This window comes from Parvibaculum sp. (genome assembly GCF_030651915.1).
Classification (GTDB): Bacteria; Pseudomonadota; Alphaproteobacteria; order Parvibaculales; family Parvibaculaceae; genus Parvibaculum.
The window spans coordinates 474,359-499,017 of the sequence record NZ_JAUSBV010000010.1; the positions used below are offsets into that span (position 1 = coordinate 474,359).

Annotated in this window: 30 protein-coding genes; 10 read left to right on the forward strand and 20 right to left on the reverse strand. The window is 61.8% G+C overall.

Annotated elements, in window-relative coordinates; all coding sequences use genetic code 11:
* Position 1 precedes the first annotated feature (1 nt).
* The 6 genes from Q7V31_RS16340 to Q7V31_RS16365 all read right to left on the reverse strand — a co-directional run bounded on the left by Q7V31_RS16340 (position 2) and on the right by Q7V31_RS16365 (position 4,918).
* The gene (locus tag Q7V31_RS16340; protein ID WP_304735866.1) at positions 2-1,024 is read right to left on the reverse strand and encodes a universal stress protein; all 1,023 of its coding nucleotides are present in this window, start codon (positions 1,022-1,024) and stop codon (positions 2-4) included.
* A gap of 148 nt (positions 1,025-1,172) precedes the next feature.
* Positions 1,173-1,658, reverse strand: coding sequence for an RT0821/Lpp0805 family surface protein (locus Q7V31_RS16345; protein ID WP_304735867.1), 486 nt, complete (start codon positions 1,656-1,658; stop codon positions 1,173-1,175).
* A 135-nt stretch (positions 1,659-1,793) separates the two neighbouring features.
* On the reverse strand, positions 1,794-2,552 hold the full coding sequence (locus Q7V31_RS16350) for a helix-turn-helix domain-containing protein (RefSeq protein WP_304735868.1): 759 nt from the start codon (positions 2,550-2,552) through the stop codon (positions 1,794-1,796).
* A 122-nt stretch (positions 2,553-2,674) separates the two neighbouring features.
* The gene (locus Q7V31_RS16355) at positions 2,675-3,052 is read right to left on the reverse strand and encodes a response regulator transcription factor (protein ID WP_304735869.1); all 378 of its coding nucleotides are present in this window, start codon (positions 3,050-3,052) and stop codon (positions 2,675-2,677) included.
* Between the two features lie 96 nt (positions 3,053-3,148).
* Positions 3,149-3,775, reverse strand: a complete 627-nt coding sequence (gene fixJ, locus Q7V31_RS16360) for a response regulator FixJ (RefSeq protein ID WP_304735870.1) — start codon at positions 3,773-3,775, stop codon at positions 3,149-3,151.
* A 9-nt stretch (positions 3,776-3,784) separates the two neighbouring features.
* Complete coding sequence (locus Q7V31_RS16365; protein WP_304735871.1) at positions 3,785-4,918, reverse strand: PAS domain S-box protein; 1,134 nt, start codon at positions 4,916-4,918, stop codon at positions 3,785-3,787.
* A gap of 241 nt (positions 4,919-5,159) precedes the next feature.
* Between Q7V31_RS16365 and Q7V31_RS16370 the strand changes: the two genes are divergently transcribed.
* Positions 5,160-6,041, forward strand: coding sequence for a universal stress protein (locus tag Q7V31_RS16370; protein WP_304735873.1), 882 nt, complete (start codon positions 5,160-5,162; stop codon positions 6,039-6,041).
* A 37-nt stretch (positions 6,042-6,078) separates the two neighbouring features.
* Positions 6,079-6,297 carry a ChaB family protein gene (locus tag Q7V31_RS16375; protein ID WP_304735874.1) on the forward strand — a complete coding sequence of 73 codons (219 nt, stop codon included), beginning with the start codon at positions 6,079-6,081 and terminating at the stop codon, positions 6,295-6,297.
* 6 nt (positions 6,298-6,303) lie between these two features.
* On the opposite strand, the gene Q7V31_RS16380 is transcribed toward Q7V31_RS16375, so the two are convergent.
* Positions 6,304-6,783, reverse strand: coding sequence for an Hsp20/alpha crystallin family protein (locus Q7V31_RS16380; RefSeq protein ID WP_304735875.1), 480 nt, complete (start codon positions 6,781-6,783; stop codon positions 6,304-6,306).
* A 191-nt stretch (positions 6,784-6,974) separates the two neighbouring features.
* Here Q7V31_RS16380 and Q7V31_RS16385 point away from each other — a divergent pair, with 191 nt between their 5' ends.
* Positions 6,975-7,418, forward strand: coding sequence for a DUF2267 domain-containing protein (locus tag Q7V31_RS16385; protein ID WP_304735876.1), 444 nt, complete (start codon positions 6,975-6,977; stop codon positions 7,416-7,418).
* A gap of 49 nt (positions 7,419-7,467) precedes the next feature.
* Here Q7V31_RS16385 and Q7V31_RS16390 read toward each other — a convergent pair whose 3' ends face one another.
* Complete coding sequence (locus tag Q7V31_RS16390) at positions 7,468-7,887, reverse strand: CBS domain-containing protein (protein ID WP_304735878.1); 420 nt, start codon at positions 7,885-7,887, stop codon at positions 7,468-7,470.
* A 100-nt stretch (positions 7,888-7,987) separates the two neighbouring features.
* Complete coding sequence (locus Q7V31_RS16395; RefSeq protein ID WP_304736046.1) at positions 7,988-8,392, reverse strand: DUF3775 domain-containing protein; 405 nt, start codon at positions 8,390-8,392, stop codon at positions 7,988-7,990.
* 158 nt (positions 8,393-8,550) lie between these two features.
* On the opposite strand from Q7V31_RS16395, the gene Q7V31_RS16400 reads away from it, so the two are divergent.
* Positions 8,551-9,123 (forward strand): HPF/RaiA family ribosome-associated protein, encoded by a 573-nt coding sequence (locus Q7V31_RS16400; protein WP_304735879.1) that lies wholly within the window; start codon positions 8,551-8,553, stop codon positions 9,121-9,123.
* Here Q7V31_RS16400 and Q7V31_RS16405 read toward each other — a convergent pair.
* A complete protein-coding gene (locus tag Q7V31_RS16405) occupies positions 9,120-9,410 on the reverse strand; it encodes a hypothetical protein (RefSeq protein WP_304735881.1) in 291 nt (96 codons plus the stop codon). The genes Q7V31_RS16400 and Q7V31_RS16405 overlap by 4 nt on opposite strands.
* Positions 9,411-9,484: 74 nt before the next feature.
* On the opposite strand from Q7V31_RS16405, the gene Q7V31_RS16410 reads away from it, so the two are divergent.
* The 3 genes from Q7V31_RS16410 to Q7V31_RS16420 all read left to right on the forward strand — a co-directional run bounded on the left by Q7V31_RS16410 (position 9,485) and on the right by Q7V31_RS16420 (position 12,393).
* Positions 9,485-10,789, forward strand: a complete 1,305-nt coding sequence (locus tag Q7V31_RS16410) for an acyl-CoA dehydratase activase-related protein (RefSeq protein ID WP_304735882.1) — start codon at positions 9,485-9,487, stop codon at positions 10,787-10,789.
* A gap of 91 nt (positions 10,790-10,880) precedes the next feature.
* Positions 10,881-11,465 (forward strand): TetR/AcrR family transcriptional regulator, encoded by a 585-nt coding sequence (locus Q7V31_RS16415; RefSeq protein WP_304735883.1) that lies wholly within the window; start codon positions 10,881-10,883, stop codon positions 11,463-11,465.
* 19 nt (positions 11,466-11,484) lie between these two features.
* Positions 11,485-12,393: a phytanoyl-CoA dioxygenase family protein gene (locus tag Q7V31_RS16420; RefSeq protein WP_304735884.1), complete on the forward strand. Its 909-nt coding sequence runs from the start codon at positions 11,485-11,487 to the stop codon at positions 12,391-12,393.
* Here Q7V31_RS16420 and kdsA read toward each other — a convergent pair.
* The 8 genes from kdsA to tpiA all read right to left on the reverse strand — a co-directional run bounded on the left by kdsA (position 12,390) and on the right by tpiA (position 17,343).
* The gene (kdsA, locus tag Q7V31_RS16425) at positions 12,390-13,223 is read right to left on the reverse strand and encodes a 3-deoxy-8-phosphooctulonate synthase (RefSeq protein ID WP_304735885.1); all 834 of its coding nucleotides are present in this window, start codon (positions 13,221-13,223) and stop codon (positions 12,390-12,392) included. The two genes, Q7V31_RS16420 and kdsA, sit on opposite strands and share 4 nt — an antisense overlap.
* A 21-nt stretch (positions 13,224-13,244) precedes the next feature.
* On the reverse strand, positions 13,245-14,873 hold the full coding sequence (locus Q7V31_RS16430; protein WP_304735886.1) for a CTP synthase: 1,629 nt from the start codon (positions 14,871-14,873) through the stop codon (positions 13,245-13,247).
* A gap of 105 nt (positions 14,874-14,978) precedes the next feature.
* Positions 14,979-15,353, reverse strand: a complete 375-nt coding sequence (gene secG / locus Q7V31_RS16435; protein WP_304735887.1) for a preprotein translocase subunit SecG — start codon at positions 15,351-15,353, stop codon at positions 14,979-14,981.
* Between the two features lie 152 nt (positions 15,354-15,505).
* Positions 15,506-15,700: a hypothetical protein gene (locus Q7V31_RS16440; protein ID WP_304735888.1), complete on the reverse strand. Its 195-nt coding sequence runs from the start codon at positions 15,698-15,700 to the stop codon at positions 15,506-15,508.
* The gene (locus Q7V31_RS16445; protein WP_304735889.1) at positions 15,697-15,858 is read right to left on the reverse strand and encodes a hypothetical protein; all 162 of its coding nucleotides are present in this window, start codon (positions 15,856-15,858) and stop codon (positions 15,697-15,699) included. The genes Q7V31_RS16440 and Q7V31_RS16445 overlap by 4 nt, the downstream gene beginning before the upstream one ends.
* A gap of 31 nt (positions 15,859-15,889) precedes the next feature.
* A complete protein-coding gene (locus tag Q7V31_RS16450; RefSeq protein ID WP_304735890.1) occupies positions 15,890-16,114 on the reverse strand; it encodes a hypothetical protein in 225 nt (74 codons plus the stop codon).
* A 52-nt stretch (positions 16,115-16,166) separates the two neighbouring features.
* Positions 16,167-16,376: a cold-shock protein gene (locus Q7V31_RS16455; protein ID WP_293506055.1), complete on the reverse strand. Its 210-nt coding sequence runs from the start codon at positions 16,374-16,376 to the stop codon at positions 16,167-16,169.
* 208 nt (positions 16,377-16,584) lie between these two features.
* Positions 16,585-17,343 (reverse strand): triose-phosphate isomerase, encoded by a 759-nt coding sequence (gene tpiA / locus Q7V31_RS16460; protein WP_304735895.1) that lies wholly within the window; start codon positions 17,341-17,343, stop codon positions 16,585-16,587.
* A 571-nt stretch (positions 17,344-17,914) separates the two neighbouring features.
* On the opposite strand from tpiA, the gene Q7V31_RS16465 reads away from it, so the two are divergent.
* From Q7V31_RS16465 to trpE, 3 genes are all read left to right on the forward strand, one after another.
* Entirely contained in the window at positions 17,915-18,283 is a 369-nt protein-coding gene (locus Q7V31_RS16465; protein ID WP_304735896.1) for a hypothetical protein, read from the forward strand.
* Positions 18,284-18,446: 163 nt separating this feature from the next.
* On the forward strand, positions 18,447-20,339 hold the full coding sequence (locus tag Q7V31_RS16470) for a peptidylprolyl isomerase (protein ID WP_304735898.1): 1,893 nt from the start codon (positions 18,447-18,449) through the stop codon (positions 20,337-20,339).
* The gene (gene trpE / locus Q7V31_RS16475; protein WP_304735900.1) at positions 20,336-21,847 is read left to right on the forward strand and encodes an anthranilate synthase component I; all 1,512 of its coding nucleotides are present in this window, start codon (positions 20,336-20,338) and stop codon (positions 21,845-21,847) included. The genes Q7V31_RS16470 and trpE overlap by 4 nt, the downstream gene beginning before the upstream one ends.
* A 198-nt stretch (positions 21,848-22,045) precedes the next feature.
* Here the strand turns inward: trpE and Q7V31_RS16480 are convergent, their stop codons facing one another.
* Complete coding sequence (locus tag Q7V31_RS16480; protein ID WP_304735901.1) at positions 22,046-24,298, reverse strand: S8 family serine peptidase; 2,253 nt, start codon at positions 24,296-24,298, stop codon at positions 22,046-22,048.
* Positions 24,299-24,395: 97 nt separating this feature from the next.
* On the reverse strand, positions 24,396-24,659 hold the full coding sequence (locus Q7V31_RS16485; protein WP_304735902.1) for a hypothetical protein: 264 nt from the start codon (positions 24,657-24,659) through the stop codon (positions 24,396-24,398).

The following is a 24,659-nucleotide window of genomic DNA, read 5'->3' on the forward strand; positions in this document are numbered from 1 at the left end:
GTCAGCGTTCGGTGTGATGAGATAGCCGCATGTCGACGTCGCGAAGACCCACGCTACGTGTCGTCGATGCGCGTGTCTCGCGTTGGACAATCAAAAGCGGTACAGCGATATGGGTTATGAGATGGGCCGTCACGCGGCCATAAGGAACGTCGGCGCGGGCCGCCTGACCGTGGGCCGAGAGGACCACCAAGTCGGCATTGTTGGCAATCAGATGAGACAGATTGCTTCGAACGTCGCCGCGCCGGATGATGACCCTTGTTGAAATACCACTCGCGGCAAGGCGCATTCGCAACCGGTCGAGGTAGTCTCGCGCGACGCGCTCGTTCCGTGCAGCCAGCCGCTCCCGCAGGTCGATGTCCTCCTTGTCGAGCGGTCCAGTTTCCGTCAATTCCGGCACCGGGACGACGTGCGCCAGGACAAGTTCGGCGCCATGTGCCTTCGCGATGCGGACAGCCAACGGAAGAACGCTTTCCGCCCGGCAAGAACCATCGACGGGTACAAGCAATCGCCGATAATGAATATCGTCCGAACGGACCGAGGAAGGCACGAGAAGGACAGATCCGGTGCCTCTCTCCATGACCCGTCGGGCCGTGCTGCCCAAGCTCCATTCCATCGATCCGCCCTCCCCATGCGTACCAAGCACGGCGAGATCCGATCTGTGCTCATGCGTCCAGAGAGCAATTTTCTCCGCGGCGGCGCCCTCGATAACCTCGACATCGACATGGGCACCGTCGCGCGCGCAAGCCTGCGCAAGACGCACGATACGCCCTTGGGCTTCACGCTGGCGAATCTTCCGCTCGACCGGATCGGACGGACCGTTGGGCCCAACCTCCAGCACGCGCAGCAGCGTAAGCGGCGCATCCAGCGCTTTTGCGACAGCAAGCCCGTGCGATAAAATCTTCCGTGTGAATTCAGACGTATCCACGCAAGCCACAACACGCGCAAAAGAAGTGCTAGCGCCGGATGCCGCCGTAACGACATGTTCAGGTGCACTTCGTTCCGGACCGACGGAAGATGCAGACATGGTTTGCCCTCCTTTCGCCCACGCCGCGCGAGCACATCAATGTGGATAGCGTTCGATGCATGAAGGTTAACGGCGCCCCCCGACCGCTACCTTGATACGGATCAATCTTTCGCTGAATTTCGAAAACGCCCGCACCGCCAACAGCCAATCAATTGCGAATCTGCCAGGAACCATCCTGCTGACGGCAGGCCGTTCCATATGCCTGCTCGGTCCTGCCGCCAACATTGATGGTCTGGGTATATTCGCGACACTGCAGGCCGCCCTGCTGAAAGGCCGGCTGCGGAACGACAGAGCCATAATGGCCGGAGTCCGGATTGATCCACCGCGCCGGATGGCCAGAGGGACCAGATTCCAATGCGCGGTATGTTGTTTGGCCCATATAGACCCTGTCCGCACGATCGAGCGACTTGCCGATCTCGCTGCCGACGACGGCGCCCAACAGTACGCCCGCTCCCGTTGCCCAGAGGCGACCGGAACCGCCACCGACCTGCGAGCCGAGCAAACCGCCAGCTACAGCACCGCCCAGCGTTCCGACGCTCTGTTTCGGTCCCGCGCCGCCGTACCTATTCTGGTCGCAGGCCACAAGGAACGACAGGGAAACAATGCCGACGAGTAATCCTTTAACGAGCTTCATGATGCGCTCCACAGTCTGTTTTGGCAGAAAGGGTCGGGGAGTTCCGCTTCTGCGGAACCCCCCTCAACTGCCGCCGTTCGGGGGGGGGCGCCCAGGGGGGCAGCGGCAGTTTCATATCACTTCGATTGTCGGCGACTACGCCTTGCCTGTCGCCATTGCGCGAAGGGCGGCGGCATTCTCGACGACGATCGCGCGGGCGGTCGGCGCAGCGACGACACCGGCACGCTTCAGGTCGCTGAGCGCCCGACAGACCGTCTCGATTGTGAGGCCGAGATAGTCCGCAATATCCTGCCTGCCCATCGGGAGGTCCAGACGATCGCCGTCGCATCCTTCACACCCCTGCCGTTTCAGCATCAGGAGGAGAAAGGATGCAACGCGTTCTCTGACGGTCTGCCGTCCAAGCATCAGAATATGGCTCTGAGCAGACGAAAGATTTCGGTGGAGCAGCGCTGTCAGATGCTCCCGGAGGCTCGATGAAACCTGCTCCAGACGCTCGATTTGCTTCCGGGGGTAACGGACGAGGACTACGTCGCTCACCGCTTCTGCCGTCAACGCATACTCATCGGTCCACGCGAAACCGAAATAGTCATTCGGGAGGCAAAAATCCGCAATTTGCCGACGGCCATCGGAAAACAGCTTGCACAGCCGCACGGCGCCACTCACCACTCGATAGGAAAACGTTGCGCAATCGCCGTCGTTGAAAATTGTCTCGTTACGATCAAATTTCAGGACCGCGCCGACTCCCTGGAGCGAGGAGATATCGCCGCGAGCCGCGCCATCGTCATCATGACCGAGCCATTCAAGATGTTGTGACGTATCTCCGCGATGCCCGCTTGTGCGCGGCGAAATGTAGGATGGATAAGCGAGATGGGCAGCGTTGACCGTGACGGACATTCGGAACCCCTTTTACATTACACATAAACCCAAAGGCCCCGTGCTTCTGCAATCGAGTAACCATGTCACGACTTTTCTTTACGAAAAATTGGGGAATCTACGTAGAGAGGCAATCGATCGGCTCAGTCGGCCGCATGATCCATAAGGACCTGCCTTATTGTTTGCGCCAGATCCTCGCTGTTCACCGGCTTCTCGAGAAGAGCCCGTGCACCGGCGCGCATTACTCGCTCCCGCAATTGTGCATCGGCGCGCCCAGTGAGAACGACAGTAGGCAAGGAAATTTCCGACTCCTTCAAATGCTCCAGTAGTTCGGCACCGCTCATGCCAGGCATATGCAAGTCGAGCAACAGACAGCAGGAAAGACCGTCGCGCTCGCGCGTCCGATCGTCATCAAGAAAATGGTTTGCGGATGGATAATCGCGAACGGTCAGACCGTACGCCTCGAAAAGGGCGCGCGTGGAATCCCGCACCGCGTCGTCGTCGTCCACGATATAGATCATTTCTATGCTGAGACTCTTCACTGCCGCCCCCCGACGACCTACTTTACCGTCCCGGACTATAGTGAGACGCGATGATTCATGAAATAAGTAGTTTTACTAGGTTTCATCTGCCGAAGAGACACCGGCCTCCAGCGCCATGCGTACGAGGTCGGACAGGCTCCGCGCCTGCATTTTTTCCATCAGGTTTGCGCGATGCACCTCGACCGTTCTCCGCGAAATGTCCAGTTCATGAGCTATGACCTTGTTGGGCTGTCCGGCAACAATGCGCTCCAGCACCTGTCTTTCGCGTCGCGTGAGACCGGCGACCCGGTCCTTTGCGGCCTGCGAGAAATCCGTATGGCCCTTCAGCTTCCGGCCGGACTCGAGAGCACGTTCGACGCTGTCAAGCAACAACCGGTCGTCAAAGGGCTTCTCGATAAAATCGATTGCACCGGCTTTCATCGCGCGCACAGCAAGCGGTACATCGCCATGACCGGTTATGACGATAACCGGCAACTCGATATGGCGGCGGACCAGCTCTTCCTGAAGCCCAAGCCCGTCCATATCCGGCATTCGGATATCGGCGACCAGGCAACCCGGCCGGGGCGGCTTGTAGGCGTCGAGAAATGCGGCGGCCGACCCGAAATCATCGACGAGAAACGCGGCAGCTTCCAACAACGCGCGAAGAGACTCGCGCACGGCATCATCGTCGTCGACGACAAAAACTGTTTCCCCCGGTTTCATCTCTCTGTTCTATGCATCGATGACAGGCAGCCGAAAGCAGAAAGTCGTACCGCCGTTCTCGTTCGCTGTCGCCGACAGGAGGCCGCCGTGACCGCTGACGATGGACTGGCAGATCGACAGGCCTACGCCCATTCCTTTCTCCTTCGTCGTGACAAAGGGCTGGAATAGCCGGCTTGCAACCTCATCCGGCAAACCCGGTCCTGTGTCGGAAAAGGATGCATAGGCATAGCCGTTCTCCTCAAAGCCGGTTTCTATCGTCAGCTCACGAATACTTACCTCCTGCAATGCTTCGACAGCGTTCCGCACGAGATTCAGGACTACCTGTTGTATCTGTATGCGGTCCATGAGCACCGGCGGGATATTCTGGTCAAATTTCAGGACAGCTTTGATGTTTGCATCCGATGCTCCGACCAAAGCCAGAGAGATCGCCTCCTCGATCGTCTTGTTCAGATCCTCGTGCGATTGACGAGCATCACGCTTTTCGACGAAATCACGCAGACGTCTGATGATTTCGCCCGCTCGCGCGGTCTGGCCGGCGGCCTTATCCATCATGCCCTGCGCCCGCACGATGGCCGGATCGTCGAACGCGGCAACGGTTCGCTGCGCTGCACGTAGATAATTCATGATGGCCGTGAGCGGCTGATTGAGCTCATGGGCGAGCGCCGACGTCATCTGCCCCATCTCGTTCAATCGCGAAACATGCGCCAGTTCGGCCTGTACTTCCTGCAGGCGGCTCGCGACAACCTGCCGTTCCGTCGTGTCATGAATGATGCCAATAAAGATCTGCTCATTCCCGAGCCAGCCCTCACCGACCGAAAGATACATCGGGAAGGTCGAGCCGTCCTTGTTCTGACCCAACACCTCGCGGCCAATGCCGATGATCTTGCGTTCGCTGGTCGTCCGATATGCCTCGATATAATTGTCGTGTTGCTCACGGTATGGCGACGGCATTAACATATTGATGTTGCGGCCGAGCACCTCCTCAGGCGCATAGCCCAAAAGACGCTCACAGGCCTTGTTGTAGAGACGCACATTGCCGACGGCATCAATGACGATGATACCGTCCACGGCCGTGTTGATGAGTACCTGGAAGAGCGCGGCGTTTTCCGCATCCTTGAACGGCGCATCCATGCCGGTTTTCATCGCCCTCCGGTCAGCTAATGGAACTATAACTTAAAGCTATCATGCAGCTTGTGACATAACCATTGAATCACGCAAATCGCCCACGAACTTCTCGAACTGTTCAAACTCGGGACCTTTCCCGATTTCACAGACCTTGCCGCCAGATTCACAAAGCGGCGCCAGCGTTGACCTCGATCAAGGCTTGCGGCCGCTCGTCTCGGCAATATTGAAAAATATTGAGGCGAACGCAGGCAATTTCTCGATGATCAAGTCAATTCTCGTGCCTGTTGCAGGCCAGAAAAACGATGTGGCAACGCTGCGTACGGCTCGGGAACTGGCGGTGCATTTCGACGCTCATCTCGATTGCCTCTATGTGCGGCCCGATCCCGCACAACTCGTGACGGCCGGCGCGGCTTTTCCGATCGGCGCTGGCATGATCGCCGGCGGCGTTGTCGATGCGCTGCGGCAAGAGCAAGAGGAAAAAGCCAAAGCTGCGCGGGCCCGTTTCGACGATTTCTGCGGACTTCACGATATCTCGATCTGCGACACTCCGCCGGGTCCAGGCCGCATTTCGGCCGCGTGGCACGAGGCGACGGGCCCCGCGGCCGACCTTCTCACAGTATGGGCGCGAACGCGGGATGCCTTGGTTCTGGGCCCGCGATCGCCGGATGGCCGTCTCGACCTGTTTTCGACCGGCTCCATTCTTCTCGGTTGCGGTCGCCCCGTGTTTCTTCCCGGCCCGGCCGCGCAGATGGAACCGGAAAGATCGATCACGGGCACGATCGCCGTCGCCTGGAAAGAGACGCCAGAGGCCGCAAGAGCCGTTACCGCCGCCATGCCGCTTCTCATGAAAGCGAAGAAGATCGTCGTGATTTCAGCCGTCGAGGCCGGTGATACAGCACCTGGTGACCCCGGAAAGCTCGTACGACAGCTGGGCTGGCATGGCTTCAATGTGGAGGGCCGGACGATCACGCCGGCCGGCCGATCGCTGCCTGAGGCCGTGATGCTCGACGCGGTAGCGGCTGGCGCGGATTTCATGATCATGGGCTGCTATGGCCGTAGCCGCCTCAGGGAATTCGTCTTCGGCGGTTTCACGCGCGAGGTTCTCAACGGCGCGCCACTGCCGATTTTCACTTTCCATTAGACAATGCGCTGGAGCGCGGACAGGGAGGCCGCAGGCAATGCCTTATCGCACCAATGCCGATCTCCCTTCCACCATCCGCCAACATCTTCCGGCGCACGCCCAGGATATTTTCCGTAGCGCCTACAACAGCGCTTGGGAGCACTACAAATGCGAGCGCGACCGCCGCGAGGAGATCGCCCACCGTATTGCCTGGGCTGCGGTCAAGAAGAAATACCGGAAAGTGGAAGACCGCTGGCATGTAAAAGACAAGGGCTGACGGCGCTCAAGCTGATTTTACCTCGATCTTCTTGCACGCCTTCTTGACGTCGGCCGGCTTTGGCACCTCGACCTTCAGCACGCCCTTCGAGAACGACGCCTTGATCGCGTCGGAATCGGCCCGAAATGGCATCCGGACGGTGCGCTCGAAAGATCCCCATGAGCGTTCCTTCAGGTGGTAGTCCTTCTTCTTTTCCTCGTGCTCCTCCTTCTTCTCGCCTTTTATCGAGAGCAGGTCGCCAGTCAACGTCACCTCGACGTCCTTCTCGTCCATGCCCGGGAGTTCGGCAGTCATCGTCACGCCGTCATCGGATTCCGTCACGTCAAGATGCGGCGAAAGTGTTCCGAATATCGACGGATCCGGGTGCCAGCCGAATCCACGTGAAAAATCGTCGAAGAGTCTTTCCACATCGCCGCGCAGCCGCCGAAAGATATCCATTTCGCCATTGCCCGTTTCGCGTTCGCGCATAAATCGCTGCGGTGTCATGATCATTGTCTCCTGTGCCGATTCATTCTCGAGGACTGGAGTTGCCAGCCGGTTCAGACAGGACAATTGAAATTCCGGGGCGTTGCCTTGATCGCAATCAACGAGCGAGAAAATCTACCTCGCGTTGCTCTGGATCAAGGCACAGCCGCCGGTCGACCTTATGCTGGGGTTTTCTGCCGAGGATGCCCGTAATGACCACAACCGGACTCGACACATTCGATACGACCGTTCACGAGACCAATGCTTGGCTCAAGGACATTATGGAGCGCCTGAAAAGCGACAATCGGCGCCTTGCCTACTCTGCGCTGCGCTGCACACTTCATGCGTTGCGCGATCGCCTGACGCCCGAAAGCGCCGTCCATCTCGGCGCGCAATTGCCGATGCTCGTACGCGGATTTTATTATGAAGGCTGGCGCCCGTCCGGTACGCCGACAAATGAAAAGCATGCGGACAACTTTATCGACCGTGTCGACGACGCGCTCCCGGCAGGGCTCGACATTGACCCTGAAGCAGCAGTAATCGCAGTGCTTGCCGTCATGGCCGATCGGCTCGATGCCGGTGAGATCGCCAAGATTGCTCGCCAGTTGCCGCGCGACATGCACCAACTCTGGCCGGAAGCGTTCCGTGGTGCATAGGCAGCGAAACGCAGACGGGGCCGCCCGCAAAGGCGGCCTCGCATGCATTTCATGCGTGATGGGTTGCAACCGCCGAGGCAATCTCGCCCGAAAGACTTTTCGGGGTCTGCCCCGAGAAATCGCCGAGGCTGAGCATGCCGACCATCCGCTTGTTTTCATCGATAACCGGCAGGCGGCGGATTTTCTTGCTTTCCATGAGACGAGCCGCCGCCTTGACGTCGTCAGTATCGCGGCACCATACGACATTCTTGGTCATGACTTTGCGGGCCGTCAGCTTCTTCATGTCGCCGCCATTGGCCGCCGCGCGGCAGGTAATGTCGCGATCCGTCACCATCCCGATCAGACGGTCGTTCTCGCCCACGGGGACCGCACCGATATCCTCGTCCCGCATTTTCTTCGCGATCTTGGACAGGGTCGTATCCGGCCCCACCCACGTCACGTTGCTGTGCATGATCTCCTTGACCTTCATTGTCCTATCTCCCTGATGGCGATGTGCGGTAGGTCCGCCACACCAAGACATTGCTGTTGTCAATCAAAGCCCGGCTGAGCTGGAGCGGCATTGATCCACATCACAATCGATTCTTTTCAAAGTCCTCGCAGCTCTCACCGAAGGCCGAAAGCCCCTCTTCCAGGTAGTCGCCAAGTAGCGGCAGGCCAATCAGGTATTCGGCCGTACGCTCGTTGTGCGCGGCGCGCGCCTCGTCAAGCGCGTCGTTCCACTCCACGAATTCATACGTGCCGCGGCCGAGCCATGAGAGCGCGACAAGTTCGACCTGCTCGTCCTCGTCGAGTCCGCGAATGAACTCGATAAGTTCCTGGCGCGTCGGATCGTCTGCAAAATCTTCCAGAATGTCGGCGCTGCCATCATCGGTGGGGTTGGAACCCGGCGACGGGTCGCTGACCTCTTCCTTCGCGTCGAACACGCGTGCTTTCACGATGACGTGGCAGACCTTTTCGGGATTGATGGTGAGCATCGCCACTTCTCCGTATCACCCGCCAATGGACTCCGACTTCAGCGGTCAAAAACCATGCGCCGGAAAGCCACTTGGCTCTTTGACCAGGATCAATGCCCAAACGACCGGCCAAGTGTCTAAAAACGATCAGGCTCCGATTAACGATGGAGGGATGTCCCATGCAACGGCCGATTTCGATCATCTTCCGCAATATGGACCCTTCGCCCGCTGTCGAGGATCGAATTCGTGAGCACGCAGCGAAATTGGAGCATTTGTTTCATCGAATTATTAGCTGTCAGGTTACCGTGGACGTCTCAGGGGATCGCCATCACAAGGGAAAACTCTACCGCGTAGGCGTCATCGTCCGAATCCCGACCGGCGAGATTTCTGTGAGAGATCCGGGTCCGAAGAACCATGCTCATGAGGACATATATGTCGCCGTACGCGATGCTTTCGATGCCATTGCAAGGCGACTTGAAGATCGTGCCCGCCGCATGCGCGGCGACGTGAAGGCGCATGAAACATCACCTCATGGAACAGTGACGAAGATTCTACCTGCCAAAGGGTATGGCTTTATTCAGACCAGCGAGGGCGAAGAAATCTATTTTCATCGGAACAGTGTGACAGGCGGAGCCTTCGATATGTTGAAAATAGGCAGCGAGGTCAGGTTGTCGATTGCTGAAGGCGAAAGCGAACACGGCGCACAGGCGAGCAGTGTCGTTCCGATCGGCAAGCACCACCTTTTGGACTAGGTTTCGGGCGCGTCTCCGCCTTCTACAAAGAGCACCCAGGTGACAAGCAGCGGGCAGGCGACGAGGAACGCGAGCGCCGGCAGCGCCCATGCCGCCGGACCATAGAATGGCAACATCGCTGCTGTTCCGACGATCCCCATGGCTATCCACAAAGGGACCAGAAGAGGCGCGCTGAACCCCTTGGCCTTGCGCTGCGCCAGCACGCGACCATCTTTTTCACGATATGCGCGTACAGGCACGTCACCGGCGGCGAACGCGGAAAGTAGAGCAATCAATCGGGTGTTCATATCGATCCTCCTGTGCATTGAAGAGGCAACAGCCATCCGGACATTCAATCTGCCGGATGCAACGGGACACTTCCTTGATCGAGCTCATATTGACGGACTTCGATGGCGCGCGTTTCAGGGTATCTGACCGCCGAGCATCCCAGGAGGAGATCCGGGCGGCCCGGGCAAAGCACCGCATCGGCATCCCCAAGATCCTCAACGTCTGGACGACGCACCAGTTCTGGCTCGGCTTCTTCGGTGCGCTCGGCGTCCCCAACAACCGCGTGGTATTCTCTTCCGACACCTCAGAAGAGCAGATGCACGAGTATGGGCGCGGGCGCGGCACCGTCGATTGCTGCTATCCGGTGAAATGCGGCTCGGGGCATTACGGCGAGTTGGTCTTCGGCCAGAAGCGCAAGATCGACATCCTCTTCTCGCCGATGATCTACTCGCTCTCCTCATTCCTCAATGGCCACGTGATGGATTCCCTCGCCTGCCCTCGCGTGATGGCCGCGCCGGAGAATATCAAGACAGGCTTCATCAGAGAGGCGGACGTCTTCGCGGAGAACGGCATCCGCTACGTCTCCCCCCTCGTCTCGCTCGGCGAGCGCCGGCTGGTGCCAAGGCAGCTCTTCGGCGCGCTCGACGGCGTGATCGAGGGACTCACCTTTGAGGAGACCGCCGAGGCGGTCGAAGAGGGTTTTCGCACGCTCGACGCTTTCAACCGGGCAATGCGGGCGAAGAGCCGCGAGGTGCTGGAATGGTGCGCGCGGAACGACAAGCCCTGCATCATGGTGCTGGCGCGGCCGTACCACATGGAGACGGGCATCGGCCACGAGATTGAGGCGGATCTGCAGGCCTATGGCTATCCGATCTTGTGGATGCAGTATTTCCCGACGGACGACGACATCATGCAGTGGATCTTCGGCGATGATCTCGCCGTCGGGCATATCCGCTCGCCCTTCGACATCGACGATGTCTGGCCGTCCTCCTACAGCGCCAACACCAACGAAATGCTCTGGGGCGCGAAGGTCGCCGCGCGGCTGCCTTGGATCTCCTGCGTCATCCGCTTGACGAGCTACGAATGCGGCATGGACCAGCCGACCTTCACGCCAGCGCAGCAGATCGTCGAGCGTTCGGGAACGTTGTTCTTTTCGTTTCAGGAGCTCGATTCGACGAAGCCCGCCGGTTCCGTCCGAATCCGCACCGAAACGATTTCGTATTATCTCGGTCGCAATTCGGATGCGATCATCGCAAGGAAACGTGCGCGTCTTTCGCCAGACAACCCGCTCCTGGAAGAATCTAGCGGGGGCGACCGATTTGAAGCTCACCGATCCGATGACGACGAACCTCTGTCCTTTGAAGGTTCGCCGCCGGACAGATCAAAAGCCGGAACGTGACGAAGTTACTTCCGGGCCGGGGGAAGACCGCCGGCGCAATCCCGATCAATTCGGCCTTGCGCCGGACCAGGATTTTTATATAATCACCATTATGCCAAAAAAGATCGACCACGACGCCCGCCGCCGCGACATTGCCAGAGCCGCCATTGCCGTCATCGGCGAGCAGGGCATCGACAACACGCGGCTTGTCGACGTCGCCCGCGCGGCCCATGCCACCACGGGCACAATCACCCATTATTTCGAGGACAAGGACGCGGTGCTGCTGGCCGCCCTCGACCATGTCGCCCAGAACATCCTCTACATGCTGCGGCATGGCGATGAGGTCGACGATCTGGTCGACCTGGCGGCCCTCATCCTTCCCGTCGACGAAGAGCGGCTGCGCGACTGGCGGGTCTGGCTCAGCTTTTTCAGCCGCGCCATCGGCGATCCGGCGCTGGCCCGCATCAACAAGGCCTATTACGACGAATTCCGCGACGGTCTCGCCGCGATCATCCGGCGCCGTCAATCCGGACGGAAGCTCGCCGCGTCGATCGAGCCGGACATGACGGCCGATGCGATCATCTCGGTCCTCGACGGTTTCTGCATCCGCGCGACGCTGGAGCGCGAGGACTGGCCGCCGGAACGTCAGCGCAAACAACTTGAAGCCATGCTGCGCCCGCTTCTGCCGGCGCCTTGAGATCAAACGGGAGGACAAGATGCCGAAACTCGAAACGCTGCCCGCCACCGCCTCCGCCGACGAAATTCTGGCGGTGCTGAAGCGCGACGGCGCGCTGATCCTGAGGGATGCGCTGACACCGGCGCAGCTCGCGCAAGTGCGCGCCGAGACCATGCCCTATATCGAGGCGACCGATTTTGGACGCGACGATTTCACCGGCAATCTGACGACCCGCACCGGCGCGCTGGTCGCGCGCTCGCCGGCCTGCCGCGAGATGGTCACCAACAAGATCATCGTTCAGGCGGCGGAAACCTTTCTCAAACCCTTCTGCGAACGCATCCAGCTGCATCTGACGCAGGTCATCCGCATCACGCCCGGCCAGAAGAAGCAGCAGATCCATCGCGACCGCTGGGCCTGGGGCACGTATCTCAAGAACATCGAACCGCAGTTCAACACGATCTGGGCGATCAGCGATTTCACGAAGGAAAACGGCGCGACGCAGGTCTGCCCCGGCAGTCTCGACTGGCCGGACGATTATCAGCCGACGGATGATCAGATCGGCTATGCCGAAATGAACGCCGGTTCCGTCCTCATTTATTCGGGCGGCGTCTTCCATGGCGGCGGTGCTAATGTGTCGAATGGCGACCGCATCGGCATCAACATCACCTACACGTTGGGCTGGCTCCGGCAGGAAGAGAACCAGTATCTCTCCTGCCCGCCCGAAATCGCGCGCGATCTCTCGCCGGAGTTGCAGGCGCTGATCGGCTATTCAATGGGAAGCTATGCGCTCGGCTACTACACGCCACCGCTGCCGGCAGGCCAGGGCCCGGAAGTCGTGCCGCCGGAATTCGCGCTCGGCAAGATGGACGCCAATGCCGCGCAATTCGGTTCGGCCGAGTTGCTCTCGGAAGTCCAGGCGCAGATCAGGGGCGAGAAGCAGACGGCCTAGGCAGCTTTCGCCACCGCGTCGAACTTCTTGAGGCGTGACAGCAGCGCCTCCAGGTCGGCAAGCTTGACCATATTGGGTCCATCGGACGGCGCATTGTCCGGGTCCTGATGGGTTTCCATGAAGACCGCGGCAACGCCGATGGCAACGGCGGCGGTGGCAATCACCGGCACCATTGTCCGGTCGCCGCCGGATGCCGTGCCCTGCCCGCCCGGCTGCTGCACCGAATGCGTCGCGTCGATGACGACGGGACACCGGCACTGTTCCTTCATGATCGGCAGCGCGCGCATGTCGTTGACCAGCGTGTTGTAACCGAAGCTGACGCCGCGCTCGGTTGCCAGCACATTCGGATTGCCGGCATCGACGATCTTCGCGACGACGTTCTTCATGTCCCAGGGCGCCAGGAACTGGCCCTTCTTGACGTTGACGACCTTGCCGGTCTGGGCGGCCGCTTCGAGCAAGTCCGTCTGGCGGCACAGGAATGCCGGAATCTGCAATATATCGACCGAGCCCGCGACTTCGGCGCATTGCTCGCGCTCATGCACGTCGGTCAGCACCGGTACGCCGAATTCCTTCTTCAGGTCCTCGAAGATCGGCAGCGCCAGATCGAGGCCGAGACCGCGCGTCGCATTGCGGCTGGTGCGGTTGGCCTTGTCGAAGGAGGTCTTGTAGATGAAGCCGATGCCGAGCCTGTCCGTGATCTCTTTCACGGCGCCCGCCATGTCGAAGGCATGCTGGCGCGTTTCGAGCTGGCAAGGGCCGGCGATCAGCACGAAGGGCTTGTCGTTGGCGATTTCAAGCTTGCCGATTTTGACGGTCTTGTTGGCGGACATCGAACTTGTCTTTCTCTGCGACTAAACCAGCCGACTCTGCTCAACCGCCGCCTCGACGAAGGAGCGGAACAGCGGATGCGGGTCGAAGGGTTTCGACTTCAACTCCGGATGGTACTGGACGCCAATATACCACGGGTGATCCGGTATCTCGATGATCTCGGGCAAGAGGCCGTCGGGCGAGACGCCGGACATTACGAGTCCGGCCGCCTCGATCTGGGCGCGATAGGTCATGTTGACCTCGTAGCGGTGCCGGTGACGCTCGCTGATATGGGTCGAGCCGTAAATCCGGGCCACCCGGCTTCCTTCGGCCAGCACCGCGTCATAGGCGCCGAGCCGCATGGTGCCGCCGAGATCGCCATGGGCAGCGCGCTTGACCAGTTCGTTCTGGTGCATCCACTCGGTCATCAGGCCGACCACCGGCTCGTTGGTGGCGCCGAATTCGGTCGAGCTGGCGCCTTCGAGGCCGCCAATGTTCCGCAGCGCCTCGATGACGGCCATCTGCATGCCGAAGCAGATGCCGAAATAGGGCACATTGCGTGTGCGGGCGAACTGCGCCGCGCGGATTTTGCCCTCCGAACCGCGCTCGCCGAACCCGCCCGGCACCAGAATGCCGTCGACATCCTCGAGATAGAAAGCCGTGTCCTCGGTGTCGAAGACCTCGGACTCCACCCATTTGACGTTGACGCGCACCTTGTTGGCGATGCCGCCATGCACCAGCGCCTCGGAGAGCGACTTGTAGGCATCCTTGAGACCGGTGTACTTGCCGACGATGGCGATGGTCACATCGCCTTCGGGCTCGCGGATGTTGTGGGTGATGGTCTGCCATTTGGCGAGGTCGGGCTCGGCCGCGCCCTTGATGCCGAAGACGGCGAGCACTTCACGGTCCAGCCCCTCCATGTGATAGGCGTGCGGGACGTCGTAGATCGTGTCGACGTCCATCGCCTGGATAACGGCCGTTTCGCGCACATTGCAGAAAAGTGCGATCTTGCGGCGCTCGTCCTTCGGGATCGGCCGGTCGCAGCGGCACATCAGAATGTCGGGCTGGATGCCGATCGAGCGCAGCTCTTTCACCGAATGCTGCGTCGGCTTGGTCTTCATTTCGCCGGCCGAGGGAATGTAGGGCAGCAGCGTCAGGTGGATGTAGCAGGTCTGGCCGCGATCGAGTTCATTGCCGAGCTGGCGGATCGCCTCGAAGAAAGGCAGGCCCTCGATATCGCCGACCGTGCCGCCGATTTCGCAGAGCACGAAATCGACATCGTCATTGCCCGAGAGCACGAATTCCTTGATGGCGTCAGTCACATGCGGGATCACCTGCACGGTGCCGCCCAGATAGTCGCCGCGGCGTTCCCGCGCGATGATGTCCTGATAGATACGGCCGGTGGTGATGTTGTCGGCCCGGCTCGCCGGCACACCGGTGAAGCGCTCGTAGTGACCGAGGTCGAGGTCGGTCTCCGCCCCGTCATCGGTGACGTACACCTCGCCGTGCTGGATCGGCGACATGGTGCCCGGATCCACGTTGAGATAGGGGTCGAGTTTCCGCAGCCGCACGGAATAGCCGCGCGCCTGCAGGAGCGCGCCGAGCGCCGCGGAAGCGAGACCCTTGCCGAGGGAGGAAACCACGCCGCCGGTGATGAAGATATACCGCGTCATGGGCCCCTAGATTACACAATGAAGAACGATTCGAAGCGCCAAACAGGGCTCCGGCGGAAAATTGTCTGACCGGCGCGGGTTTGGCTCGCGCCGCTCGAATTCGGCTTATTCGGCCCGCGGCACGCTCGGCTCGGCCGGCTCCGGCGCGGCCGGAGCGGTGGGGAACTCGGAACCCAGCGGTGCGGGCACCTGGGGCAGGTCCTCGTCGGACAGTTCCTGCGGCGCGATCACCCGGTCGAGGACCGAGTCGGCCGAACCGCCGCGCGAGGCGAGAATGCCCAGCACCAGGCTGGTGGTCATGAACATCGCCGCCAGAACGGCGGTTGTGCGGGTCAGCATGTTGCCGGCGCCGCGGCTCGACATGAAGCCGTCGCCGCCGCCGCCGATGCCCAGCGCGCCGCCCTCGGAGCGCTGCAGCAGCACGGAGGCGACCAGCGCGATCGCGATCATCAGATGAACAATGAGAATGATGGTCGCCATGATGCTCCGCGCGGTCCGAAAACTGGTCAAAAGGGCCTGTCCGTCCGGTCTTGCCGGGCCGGGTCAGTCCGGGCGCGTTGTAGCGCATGAGCGCGCCGGTTTCCAGCCCTCGTTGCGGTCCGCCGGATTGGCGCCGCAGGGGCCGGGGCCGGTTAGCCGAGCTGGCCTTCGCGAACCATGCGTTCCTGGCCGTCAGCCACGCTCTTGATCCGGTACTGATAGTCGACGCCTTCGGAGGGAAGCTGGCGCAGGACCACATAACGGCCGCGGGCCGCCGGCGGATAGGAACCGCCGGGATTGAAATCGACCGTCTCGCCGATGTCGAACTTGTGCTTCTGCGTCGTCATTCTGCGGACCCTTCCTCGGGCGCGGCCTCATTGTCGTCGCCCGACGCCTTGCGGAGCGCGGCTTTTTCCTCGCGCTCTTTCAATTTCAGTTGCGCCTTCGCGGCCTTGGCCCGATTGCGTTCGGCGCGCTCGTGATTGTAGTTGGGCTTGAAAGCCATCCGGTCCTCCGTTTCGGCCGCAGCGGCGGAATTATTTCCGGCCCGCGCGGTCGATCGATTTGACGCGGCCTCTCGGTCTGCCGGACTTTTCGGCAATCTCGCGGTCCTGCGCTTCGATGATCGCACGCGCGGTCGCGGTATCCTTGACGCCGTCGAGTTCAGCTGTCGGCACTTTGCGGTTTGAGCTCAGCGAGCCGTCCTCGTAGACGACGTTGAACATCAGAAAGTCGCCATCCATCGGCTTCTTGCGCGCCATTGTGCCGCTCCGGATAAAAAAAGGGGCGCCGAAGCGCCCCTTTTTCGGGCAATCAAGCCGAGCGCAGATTCGCGGCCGAAACCTTGCCGCTGCGCTGATCGGTCTCGAGATCGTAAGCGATCTTCTGGCCTTCGTTGAGCGTGCTCATGCCGGCACGTTCCACTGCGGAGATGTGGACGAAAACGTCCTTGTCACCGCCGTCCGGCTGAATAAAGCCGAAACCTTTTTGACCGTTGAACCACTTAACTGTTCCGTTCGCCATAGTTGGCATTCCTTCGTGTGTTGAGATAGCGCCGCCGTCGCACGTGCGACAGCGAATCAAACTTTGCGGGATCGGGAAAGACAGGTCCGGCGCTCGATCGCGAGCGTGGAGAGCAGCCGAACCAGTAAAATTCGATTTCGCGTATATAAACGCTTCGCGGGTAACTTACAAGGAATATTAAGAAAATCGCGGCTTTCGGCGGTTTTGCTCAGCAATAAGCCGAAATGATCCCCCAGAAATCATCCGCTTTCAGGCTCGCGCCGCCGACCAGCGCGCCGTTGACGTTGGCGACGCCCATCAGTTCCGCCGCATTCGAAGGTTTCACCGAACCGCCATAGAGTATGCGCATCTTGGCGCCCTCGGTGCCGAAGCGCGCTTCAAGGCTCTTTCGGATGGCCGCATGGACTTTGGCCACATCGTCCGCCGTCGGCGTGCGCCCCGTCCCGATCGCCCAGACCGGCTCATAGGCGATGACGGTGGTTTTGGCCGTCGCCGCGTCGGGCAGCGAAGCTTTCAACTGGCTCTTGATGATGGCGAGCGTCTTGCCGGAATTGCGCTCGGCCTCGGTCTCGCCGACACAGACAATGGCGACGAGCCCCGCCCGATGCGCGGCATCGGCCTTGGCCTTCACCACGGCATCCGTTTCGCCGTGATCGGCGCGGCGTTCCGAATGGCCGACGATGACATAGGTGGCACCGGCGTCCTTCAGCATTTCGGCCGAGATGTCGCCGGTATGGGCGCCCGACGCTTTGGCGTGGCAGTCCTGGCCGCCGATGGCGATCTTCGTGCCCTTCGCCGCATCCCTGAAAGCGGCGATCAGCGTCGCGGGCGGACAGATCAGCACGTCGCAGGCAGGCTTCTTCTTGCCGCCAAGCTTCTTTGCCAGCGCGGCCAGTTCCTTCTTCGAGGCCGTCGCCCCGTTCATCTTCCAGTTGCCCGCCGCCAGCGGTTTGATGCGCGCCGCCATTTGTCCTGCTCCATCGCGTCCTGAATCGTTGCGCTCCGTTTAGCAGAGCGTCACGGCAGCGCCAACCGCAACGACCTGCGTGAAATAGAACACAGGTGCGACAAAATTCTCCATTGCCATGATTATTCAATTGGCAAGTAAACGACTCAAGCGTAGGTTGCGCGCCATGACAAACCTGCACATGCAATGGGTCTTCGAGACCAACGGTCGAAACTACTCGCCTTCGGGGCCGGGTCGCTTGCGCGCGCGCTGATATAGCCTGCAAAATCGACTTTTCGAGCCCCGTTCAACCAGATCGGGGCTCTTGTGTTTTCAGGGTTCCGGTCCGTGATCCTCACCCACGTTTCCGGAGTTCCGTCATGCCTCGCCAATACTTCAACCGGCATCCCCGGCGTGTCTGCCGATGTTCCGCTCCCGGATCGATCCGGGCGCCGGAAATCCACAGCCTGCCTCACCCGTAAGACGTCACCCGTCGAACGGTAGCAGGTGCGGCGACGCGCGCCGGAGCCTGCGAATACTTTGCAACGACTTGCAGCTTTCCTCGCCTGTGCGAGGAGAGAAGGAGAATCTCATGACCACGCTTACCGACCGTGCGACATTGCGACCGGCCCTGTGGCTTGCCCGGAATACCGAAATAGCCGGCGTCGGCACGGCGCTGGTTGCCTTTCTCACCCTTGCGCTCCGGACCCGGCCGCCGGACGACCTGCTCGGTGCCCTTGTCGTCATCGTGCCGGCGCTGCAGGCGGCTTTCTTCGCCTTCATCGCCGCCGTTGCGGCGGGGGATCGCGACGCGCGGGCCGGCGCCACGGCTTTGCGCGATCTCGTGCTCTGGTTCGGGGCGAGCTTCATCACGATCTGGCTCTTCGTCGTCTTCACCCGGGCCAGCATCGATGCCTATGTCCGGTTCGGCGCGCCGCCGATGATCGGACCGTCGATCTGACAGCCGCAAGCGGCGCGCGGGGCCCGTTTTCCCAAGAAAATCAACCGGGAAGCCCGCGCGATCCGCTTGCGGGTGTCCGGCCCCGCACCTATCATGCCGCCCTCTCGAAGGACGGCGTGACTGGCGCGCCGCTGATGCCACGACCGCAAAAGAAAGATCCGAAATGCTCGATATGTTGCGAAGAAGTGCCTCCGGTTTTGTCGGAATGGCCATTATCGGCCTGCTGGTGGTCGCCTTCGCCGTCTGGGGCATCAACGACATTTTCACCGGCTATGGCGGCGACACGGTCGCCTCGGTCGGCAGCGAGAAAGTCGACGCCATCGCCTTCCAGCGCGAGCTGAGGGTCGAGATGGACCAGGCCGGGCAGCGTCTCGGCCAGCCGGTGACGCTGGAAATGGCGCGGCGCTTCGGCATCGACCGCATGGCCCTGTCGCGGCTGATGAGCCTTGCGGCACTCGATGGCGCCACGCGGCAACTGGGGCTCGCGGTCGGCGACGATATTGTCGGCGCCGACATTGTCAGCGATCCGGCGCTTCAGGGGCCCTTCGGCCGCTTCGACCGCGACCTCTTCCGCCAGGCACTGCGCAACCAGGGGGTCACCGAGGAGCGCTTCATCGAGCAGCGGCGCAAATATCTGGCGCGCCGCCAGTTGATCGACGTCATCGACACCGGCATTGCCGCTCCCGATGCGATGATCGGCGCGGTCGGCCGCTTCCAGGAAGAAACCCGCACCGTCGGCTATGTCATTCTGCCGGCCGCGCTTGCCGGCGAGACCGGCGAGCCGGACGAGGAGATCGTGCAAACCGTCTATCAGGCCGGCGCCTCGGCCTTCACGCTGCCCGAGACGCGCGATTTCAGCTTCATGGTGCTGGAACCCGAGAACCTGACCCACGCGGTGACGATTTCGGATGAGGAACTGGCGCTCGCCTTCGAACAGCGGCGCGGCGACTATGACATGCCCGAGCGGCGCGATGTGGTGCAGATCCCCTTCGGCAGCGAGGCGGCGGCGCGCGCGGCCCATGAAAGGCTCGTCGCCGGCACACCCGTTTCGACCGTCGTCGCCGATCTCGGCCTGTCGCTCGCCGATGTCGAACGCGGATTGGTCACGCGTGAAGCGCTGCTCTCCCTCGATCTCGGCGCGGCGGCCTTTGCCCTCGATGAAGGCCGGTTCAGCGAACCGGTCCAGGGCCCGCTCGGCTGGGTCATCATGCATGTCCGCAAGATCGAGGCCGAGAAGCTTGCCGAATTCGATACGGTGAAGGAAGAACTGCGCGCCGCGCTCGAACTCGAGATTGCGCGCGACCAAGTCTACGATATCCAGAACGCCATCCATGACGAGCGTGCCGGCGGCGCCTCGCTCGAAGATGTCGCCGAGCGCTACAATCTGACGGTGCGCCACATTGCGGGCGTCACCGCCGACGGCCGGACGCGCGGCGGCGATGCGGTCGAACTGCCCGACCTGCCGGATTTGCTGCGTCTGGTCTATGAAATCGGAATCGGCGAAATGGCGCCGCCGCAGCAAACCGACGATGGCTATTACTGGATCGACGTCGTCAATATCGACCCGCCGCATCTCAAGCCGCTCGACGAGGTGCGCGACCAGGTCGTCAAACTGTGGCGAGAGCAGACGCGCGATGCGGCGCTGATCGAGCGCGCCGAAGCGCTGACCGCGCGCGCCAACAAGGGCGAGAGCTTCGATGCCATCGCCGCCGAACTCGGACGCGCCGTGCTGACCGCGCCCGGCATGCGGCGCTATGCACAGAGCGACACCTTTTCGCGCCAGGCGGTGGCCAAGGCATTCGCCGCGCCCGAAGGCGGCGTCGTCTGGGGACCGCTCGGTCTCGGCGATGGTTTGGTGCTGATGCAGATCCGGGACGTCATCGAACCCGAACTCGACCCGGCTTCCGAGATCTATGCCAAGGCGCGTGAGAATGTGCTCGATTCGATCCGGGCCGACATGATCCAGACCTTCATTACCGGCTACCAGAACGAGCTCGGCTACGACGTCAATGCGCGTCTGGTGCAGCAACTGACGGCGGCGGATAGCGGACAATGATCTCGCCGTCTTTCGACGCCTTCGAACGTGCCCACACGGCCGGCGCCGCACAGGTCGTTTATCGCCGCCTCGTCGCCGACCTCGACACGCCGGTTTCGGCGATGCTGAAAATCGCCGACGGCAAGCCGAACAGCTTCCTGCTGGAATCGGTCGAGGGCGGCGATGCGCGCAACCGCTATTCGATCATCGGACTCAATCCCGACGCCATCTGGAGGGCGCGCGGCGACGCTTCCGAGATCAACCGCAAGGCGCGTTTCGAGGCCGAGGCGTTCGAGCCCTGCACCGGCGGCGCGCTGGCAAGCCTGCGCGCCTTCATCGAGGAAAGCCGCATCGAGCTGCCGGAAGAACTGCCGCCGATGGCCGCCGGCGTCTTCGGCTATATGGGCTACGACATGGTGCGGCTGATGGAGCATCTGCCGGACGAGAATCCGGACGTGCTCGGCCTGCCGGACGGTCTCTTCGTGCGGCCGACCATCATTGCTGTTTTCGATTCCGTGAAGGACGAGGTGACGCTGGTGACGCCGGTGCGTCCCGAGCCCGGCGTCAACGCGAAGGCGGCCTATGCCCGCGCCGAGGAACGCCTCAGCGACATCGTCGCCGATTTCGATCGCGCGCTGACCCATGCGCCGCAGCCGCTCGACGTCGCGACGCTGGCCGAGCCGACATCGAACACGCCGAGGGACACTTACTTTTCGATGGTCGAACGCGCGAAGGAATATATCGCCGCCGGCGACATCTTCCAGGTCGTGCTGTCGCAGCGCTTCGAAACGCCGTTCGCGCTGCCGCCCTTCTCGCTCTACCGGGCGCTGCGCCGCATCAATCCCTCGCCTTTCCTCTATTTTCTCAACTTCGCCGGTTTCGCCATTGTCGGCTCGAGCCCGGAAATTCTGGTGCGTGTGCGGAACAACCGCGTCACCATCCGCCCGATTGCCGGCACCCGCCACCGCGGCAAGAGCCGCGCCGAGGACGAGGCCATCGGCGAGGAACTGCTGGCCGACCCCAAGGAGCGCGCCGAGCATCTGATGCTGCTCGATCTGGGGCGCAACGATGTCGGCCGCGTCTCGAAAATCGGTTCGGTCGAAGTGACCGAAAAATTCGCGCTGCAACTGACCTCGCATCTGATCCACATCGTCTCCAATGTCGAAGGCGATCTCGATCCGTCCTACGATGCAATCTCGGCGCTGGTCGCCGGCTTCCCGGCCGGCACGGTCTCGGGCGCGCCGAAAGTCCGCGCCATGGAAATCATCGACGAGCTGGAGCTTGAAAAGCGCGGACCTTACGCCGGCTGCGTCGGCTATTTCTCGGCCGCCGGCGAAATGGACACCTGCATCGTCTTGCGCACCGCCATCGTCAAGGACGGCAAGATGTATGTGCAGGCCGGCGGCGGCGTCGTCGCCGACTCCAGTCCGCAGGGCGAATACGACGAAAGTGTCAACAAGGCCAAGGCCCTCTTCCGCGCCGCGGACGAAGCCGTGCGCTACGCCTCGCAGGCAGGCAAGCGGCAGTAGTCACCCCACCTCCACATGCTGCGGCCGCGCGCAAATCGTCGAGCGTGTAGCCCGCGCGGTGAAGGCGAGGAAGCAGCAAAAGGCCGTCAACTCATCCTGGAGCGCTTCGCGGAAAAGTGGAATCCGGTTTTCCGAAAAGAAGCGCGACCAAACAACAACCTGGAGTCTTTCAGTGTTTCCACGAAACACTGAAAGACTCTAGAACGCGAAGGCAAACCCGGCGCCCAGCGCCAGACCTTTTTCGCCGCCGCCGCGCAGATCGGTGTCGACGAGGTCGAGCGCCAGACCGAACATGCCGGCGCCGGTTTCGGCGATATATTCGAGCCGCGCCTCGACCGGCAGCGCGTTGCCGTCGAAAGCGGATCGGCGCTGCTCGTAATTGACCGTGCCGTCGAGCTCGCGCCCGACCGGCACCCGCGCCGAAACCGCGCCGCTGGTGATCTGAAGCGGCTTCACCAGCGAGAAGCGCAGCAGGCTGTTCTCATGAAGAACGTTTCGCGCCGCAAAGGTCGCGCCGAAATGATCGGCCGTCCAGCCATCGGCGGCATCGAACAGCGAACCCGCGGTGCCGTAGCTGTCGATGCTGGCGCGCGTGTAGAAGGCGCCGACCGAATAACGCTCATTGATGTCGCCGGAAATATTCAGGCCCTGGAATTGCGTCAGCGCCTCTGTGCCAAGCGAGAAAGCGCCGCTCGATTCGATGCCGGCCACGCTGCCGCGCTCGTGCAGCACCGCATAGGAGGCGCCGAGCGACCAGCCATCGGCGATGCGATATGAAAGGCCGAGCGCGGCAAAGCGGCTGTCGCCGTCGGTCTTGCCGCTGTTCTCGAAAAGCACCGGCGCATAGATGTCTTCCGCCGGCGCGGTCGCCGTCATGCTGAAAAGGGTGCCGTCCAGGCGGTCGGAAATCGGCGCCCGGAAACTCACCGACATGGCGTTGTCGAACAGCGCGCCGGCTTCGCCGAGCGAGGAGAACATCACCTGCGAGAAGCGCTGCGGCGCCGCCGCGCGATTGGCCGACGGCATGTCCGCCAGGAAGATTTCCGGGGCGCCAAGCCCGATGCTCAGCTCATATCCATCCGTGACCATGCGTATGGCGGATGTCGGCTGGCCATCGAGGCCGGTCGCCGTCCAGGCCAGCACCGCCCGGTCGGCATCGTCGAAATTCATCGTCTCCTGCCGCGACACGAGACCGAGCATCGACAGACCCCGCTGCGACAGCGAACGCGGCGCGGTTCCGGCAAAGCTCCCCGTATCGGCTTCGAAGGGGCGCCCGTAAGCATCGAACACGACCATGCCCTTCAGCAGCGCCGGATCGCCGGTGCCGCCATGCGAGAAACGGCCCCTGCCGAATTTCGGCGGCGCCTTCGACTTCGCGGCCTTCTTCGGTGCTTTTGGCGCTTTCACTTTCTTTGTCGTCACGACCGTCACATCGCCGACCGGCGCCAGCGCCGCCGGCACGTTGAGCAGGCCCCAGCCGAAAACGGCGTCGACGCCCTTCTTGCCGAGATCGGTCGCCGATTTCTTGATGATCGAGGCGATCTGCGTCGGCGTCAGCGGTGTGTTCTTTTTGAGGCCGTCCTCGGCGATCAACGCCACGGCGCCGGTGACATGGGGTGCCGCCATCGAGGTGCCCGACATCCAGGCCAGCATCTGGCCCGGATAGTCGGAGAGAATGTTGGTGCCGGGGGCGACGATGAAGAAGTTCGACATCTTCTCGCTGGCGGCACATTTGTTCGTTGCGGCGATGCAGGCGGTGCCGGCCTTGTTGGAGTAGCTGGCGATCTTGTTGTTGGCATCGACCGCACCGACGACCAGCAGATGCCCGAGGTCGCTGCTGGCCTTGCCCGAATACGGCTCGAAAATCGCGTTGACGCCGTCATTGCCGGCCGCACGCACCAGAACGACGTCGTTTCTGTAGCCGGCGAACAGCGCCAGCTCGCCGGGAATGAAAACGTCGCCCCGGGCCACCGGGCCGTAGCTCATGTTGACGACCCGGATATTGGCGCCCGACAGGTTCAGCGTCCGGATGCTGTTCAGCGCCGCCCGGCCGTGGTCGTGTGCCACCCAGTCGTAATCGTCGAAAACGCCATAGCCGTAGATATGCGCGCCGGGGGCCACGCCGACAATGCCGAGATTGTTGGCGGCTGCCGCCGCGATGCCGGCCACATGCGTGCCGTGACCGCCATATTGGCTGTAGAGGCCGCCGCCATAGACATAGAGATCGGTGCGGCCGGTCAGGTCGACGTGAGTCCGATCGACCAGCGAATCGAAGATGGCGATACCGACGCCGGCGCCGGTCAGCGAACTGTGCAGCGTCTTGGTGACGCCGATCTGGCCGAGATTTAGCTGATGCGTTGGCGAGTATTCATAGTCCGCCGCCGTCGCCCCGAAGGAGGCGATGCCAACCGACAATCCAGCCATCAATGCCGTCGCTGTCGAGCGTGCCATATGTACTGCCCCTTTGGCATATGCCCCCGCCTGGGGGCATATGAGGCGCCATGAATGGCTCCTTCTATATTGAGGCCTTTTTCCGGAGAAGGAAGCGTTAAGAACGATGGTTGAATTTTAGATATCGGCCCTGATTCGCCGCCCCGGCCCGGAAAGCCGCCATCCGGGCGGCGGCGCCGGGCCCCGGGGTGGCCCCCGAAGGGCGCTGCCAAAGCCCGGCGCGGCTTTCCGTTTCGATATTGATCGCATCCGACGAGGCGACCTGCGGCTCTGTCATCGAATTGGCGTGGTTGGTCACCCGGTCGTGATGGTCCTGCTCGTTGGGATAGATATGGGCATCCATGAAGGCCTGAAGCTTCAC

Bases quoted from the DNA above. Each gene is read 5' to 3' on its own strand.
- Q7V31_RS16340 (WP_304735866.1), bottom strand. From the start codon at position 1,024: ATGTCTGCATCTTCCGTCGGTCCGGAACGAAGTGCACCTGAACATGTC.
- Q7V31_RS16345 (WP_304735867.1), bottom strand. From the start codon at position 1,658: ATGAAGCTCGTTAAAGGATTACTCGTCGGCATTGTTTCCCTGTCGTTC.
- Q7V31_RS16350 (WP_304735868.1), bottom strand. From the start codon at position 2,552: ATGTCCGTCACGGTCAACGCTGCCCATCTCGCTTATCCATCCTACATT.
- Q7V31_RS16355 (WP_304735869.1), bottom strand. From the start codon at position 3,052: ATGATCTATATCGTGGACGACGACGACGCGGTGCGGGATTCCACGCGC.
- fixJ (WP_304735870.1), bottom strand. From the start codon at position 3,775: ATGAAACCGGGGGAAACAGTTTTTGTCGTCGACGACGATGATGCCGTG.
- Q7V31_RS16365 (WP_304735871.1), bottom strand. From the start codon at position 4,918: ATGAAAACCGGCATGGATGCGCCGTTCAAGGATGCGGAAAACGCCGCG.
- Q7V31_RS16370 (WP_304735873.1), top strand. From the start codon at position 5,160: ATGATCAAGTCAATTCTCGTGCCTGTTGCAGGCCAGAAAAACGATGTG.
- Q7V31_RS16375 (WP_304735874.1), top strand. From the start codon at position 6,079: ATGCCTTATCGCACCAATGCCGATCTCCCTTCCACCATCCGCCAACAT.
- Q7V31_RS16380 (WP_304735875.1), bottom strand. From the start codon at position 6,783: ATGACACCGCAGCGATTTATGCGCGAACGCGAAACGGGCAATGGCGAA.
- Q7V31_RS16385 (WP_304735876.1), top strand. From the start codon at position 6,975: ATGACCACAACCGGACTCGACACATTCGATACGACCGTTCACGAGACC.
- Q7V31_RS16390 (WP_304735878.1), bottom strand. From the start codon at position 7,887: ATGAAGGTCAAGGAGATCATGCACAGCAACGTGACGTGGGTGGGGCCG.
- Q7V31_RS16395 (WP_304736046.1), bottom strand. From the start codon at position 8,392: ATGCTCACCATCAATCCCGAAAAGGTCTGCCACGTCATCGTGAAAGCA.
- Q7V31_RS16400 (WP_304735879.1), top strand. From the start codon at position 8,551: ATGCAACGGCCGATTTCGATCATCTTCCGCAATATGGACCCTTCGCCC.
- Q7V31_RS16405 (WP_304735881.1), bottom strand. From the start codon at position 9,410: ATGAACACCCGATTGATTGCTCTACTTTCCGCGTTCGCCGCCGGTGAC.
- Q7V31_RS16415 (WP_304735883.1), top strand. From the start codon at position 10,881: ATGCCAAAAAAGATCGACCACGACGCCCGCCGCCGCGACATTGCCAGA.
- Q7V31_RS16420 (WP_304735884.1), top strand. From the start codon at position 11,485: ATGCCGAAACTCGAAACGCTGCCCGCCACCGCCTCCGCCGACGAAATT.
- kdsA (WP_304735885.1), bottom strand. From the start codon at position 13,223: ATGTCCGCCAACAAGACCGTCAAAATCGGCAAGCTTGAAATCGCCAAC.
- Q7V31_RS16430 (WP_304735886.1), bottom strand. From the start codon at position 14,873: ATGACGCGGTATATCTTCATCACCGGCGGCGTGGTTTCCTCCCTCGGC.
- secG (WP_304735887.1), bottom strand. From the start codon at position 15,353: ATGGCGACCATCATTCTCATTGTTCATCTGATGATCGCGATCGCGCTG.
- Q7V31_RS16440 (WP_304735888.1), bottom strand. From the start codon at position 15,700: ATGACGACGCAGAAGCACAAGTTCGACATCGGCGAGACGGTCGATTTC.
- Q7V31_RS16445 (WP_304735889.1), bottom strand. From the start codon at position 15,858: ATGGCTTTCAAGCCCAACTACAATCACGAGCGCGCCGAACGCAATCGG.
- Q7V31_RS16450 (WP_304735890.1), bottom strand. From the start codon at position 16,114: ATGGCGCGCAAGAAGCCGATGGATGGCGACTTTCTGATGTTCAACGTC.
- Q7V31_RS16455 (WP_293506055.1), bottom strand. From the start codon at position 16,376: ATGGCGAACGGAACAGTTAAGTGGTTCAACGGTCAAAAAGGTTTCGGC.
- tpiA (WP_304735895.1), bottom strand. From the start codon at position 17,343: ATGGCGGCGCGCATCAAACCGCTGGCGGCGGGCAACTGGAAGATGAAC.
- Q7V31_RS16465 (WP_304735896.1), top strand. From the start codon at position 17,915: ATGACCACGCTTACCGACCGTGCGACATTGCGACCGGCCCTGTGGCTT.
- Q7V31_RS16470 (WP_304735898.1), top strand. From the start codon at position 18,447: ATGCTCGATATGTTGCGAAGAAGTGCCTCCGGTTTTGTCGGAATGGCC.
- trpE (WP_304735900.1), top strand. From the start codon at position 20,336: ATGATCTCGCCGTCTTTCGACGCCTTCGAACGTGCCCACACGGCCGGC.
- Q7V31_RS16480 (WP_304735901.1), bottom strand. From the start codon at position 24,298: ATGGCACGCTCGACAGCGACGGCATTGATGGCTGGATTGTCGGTTGGC.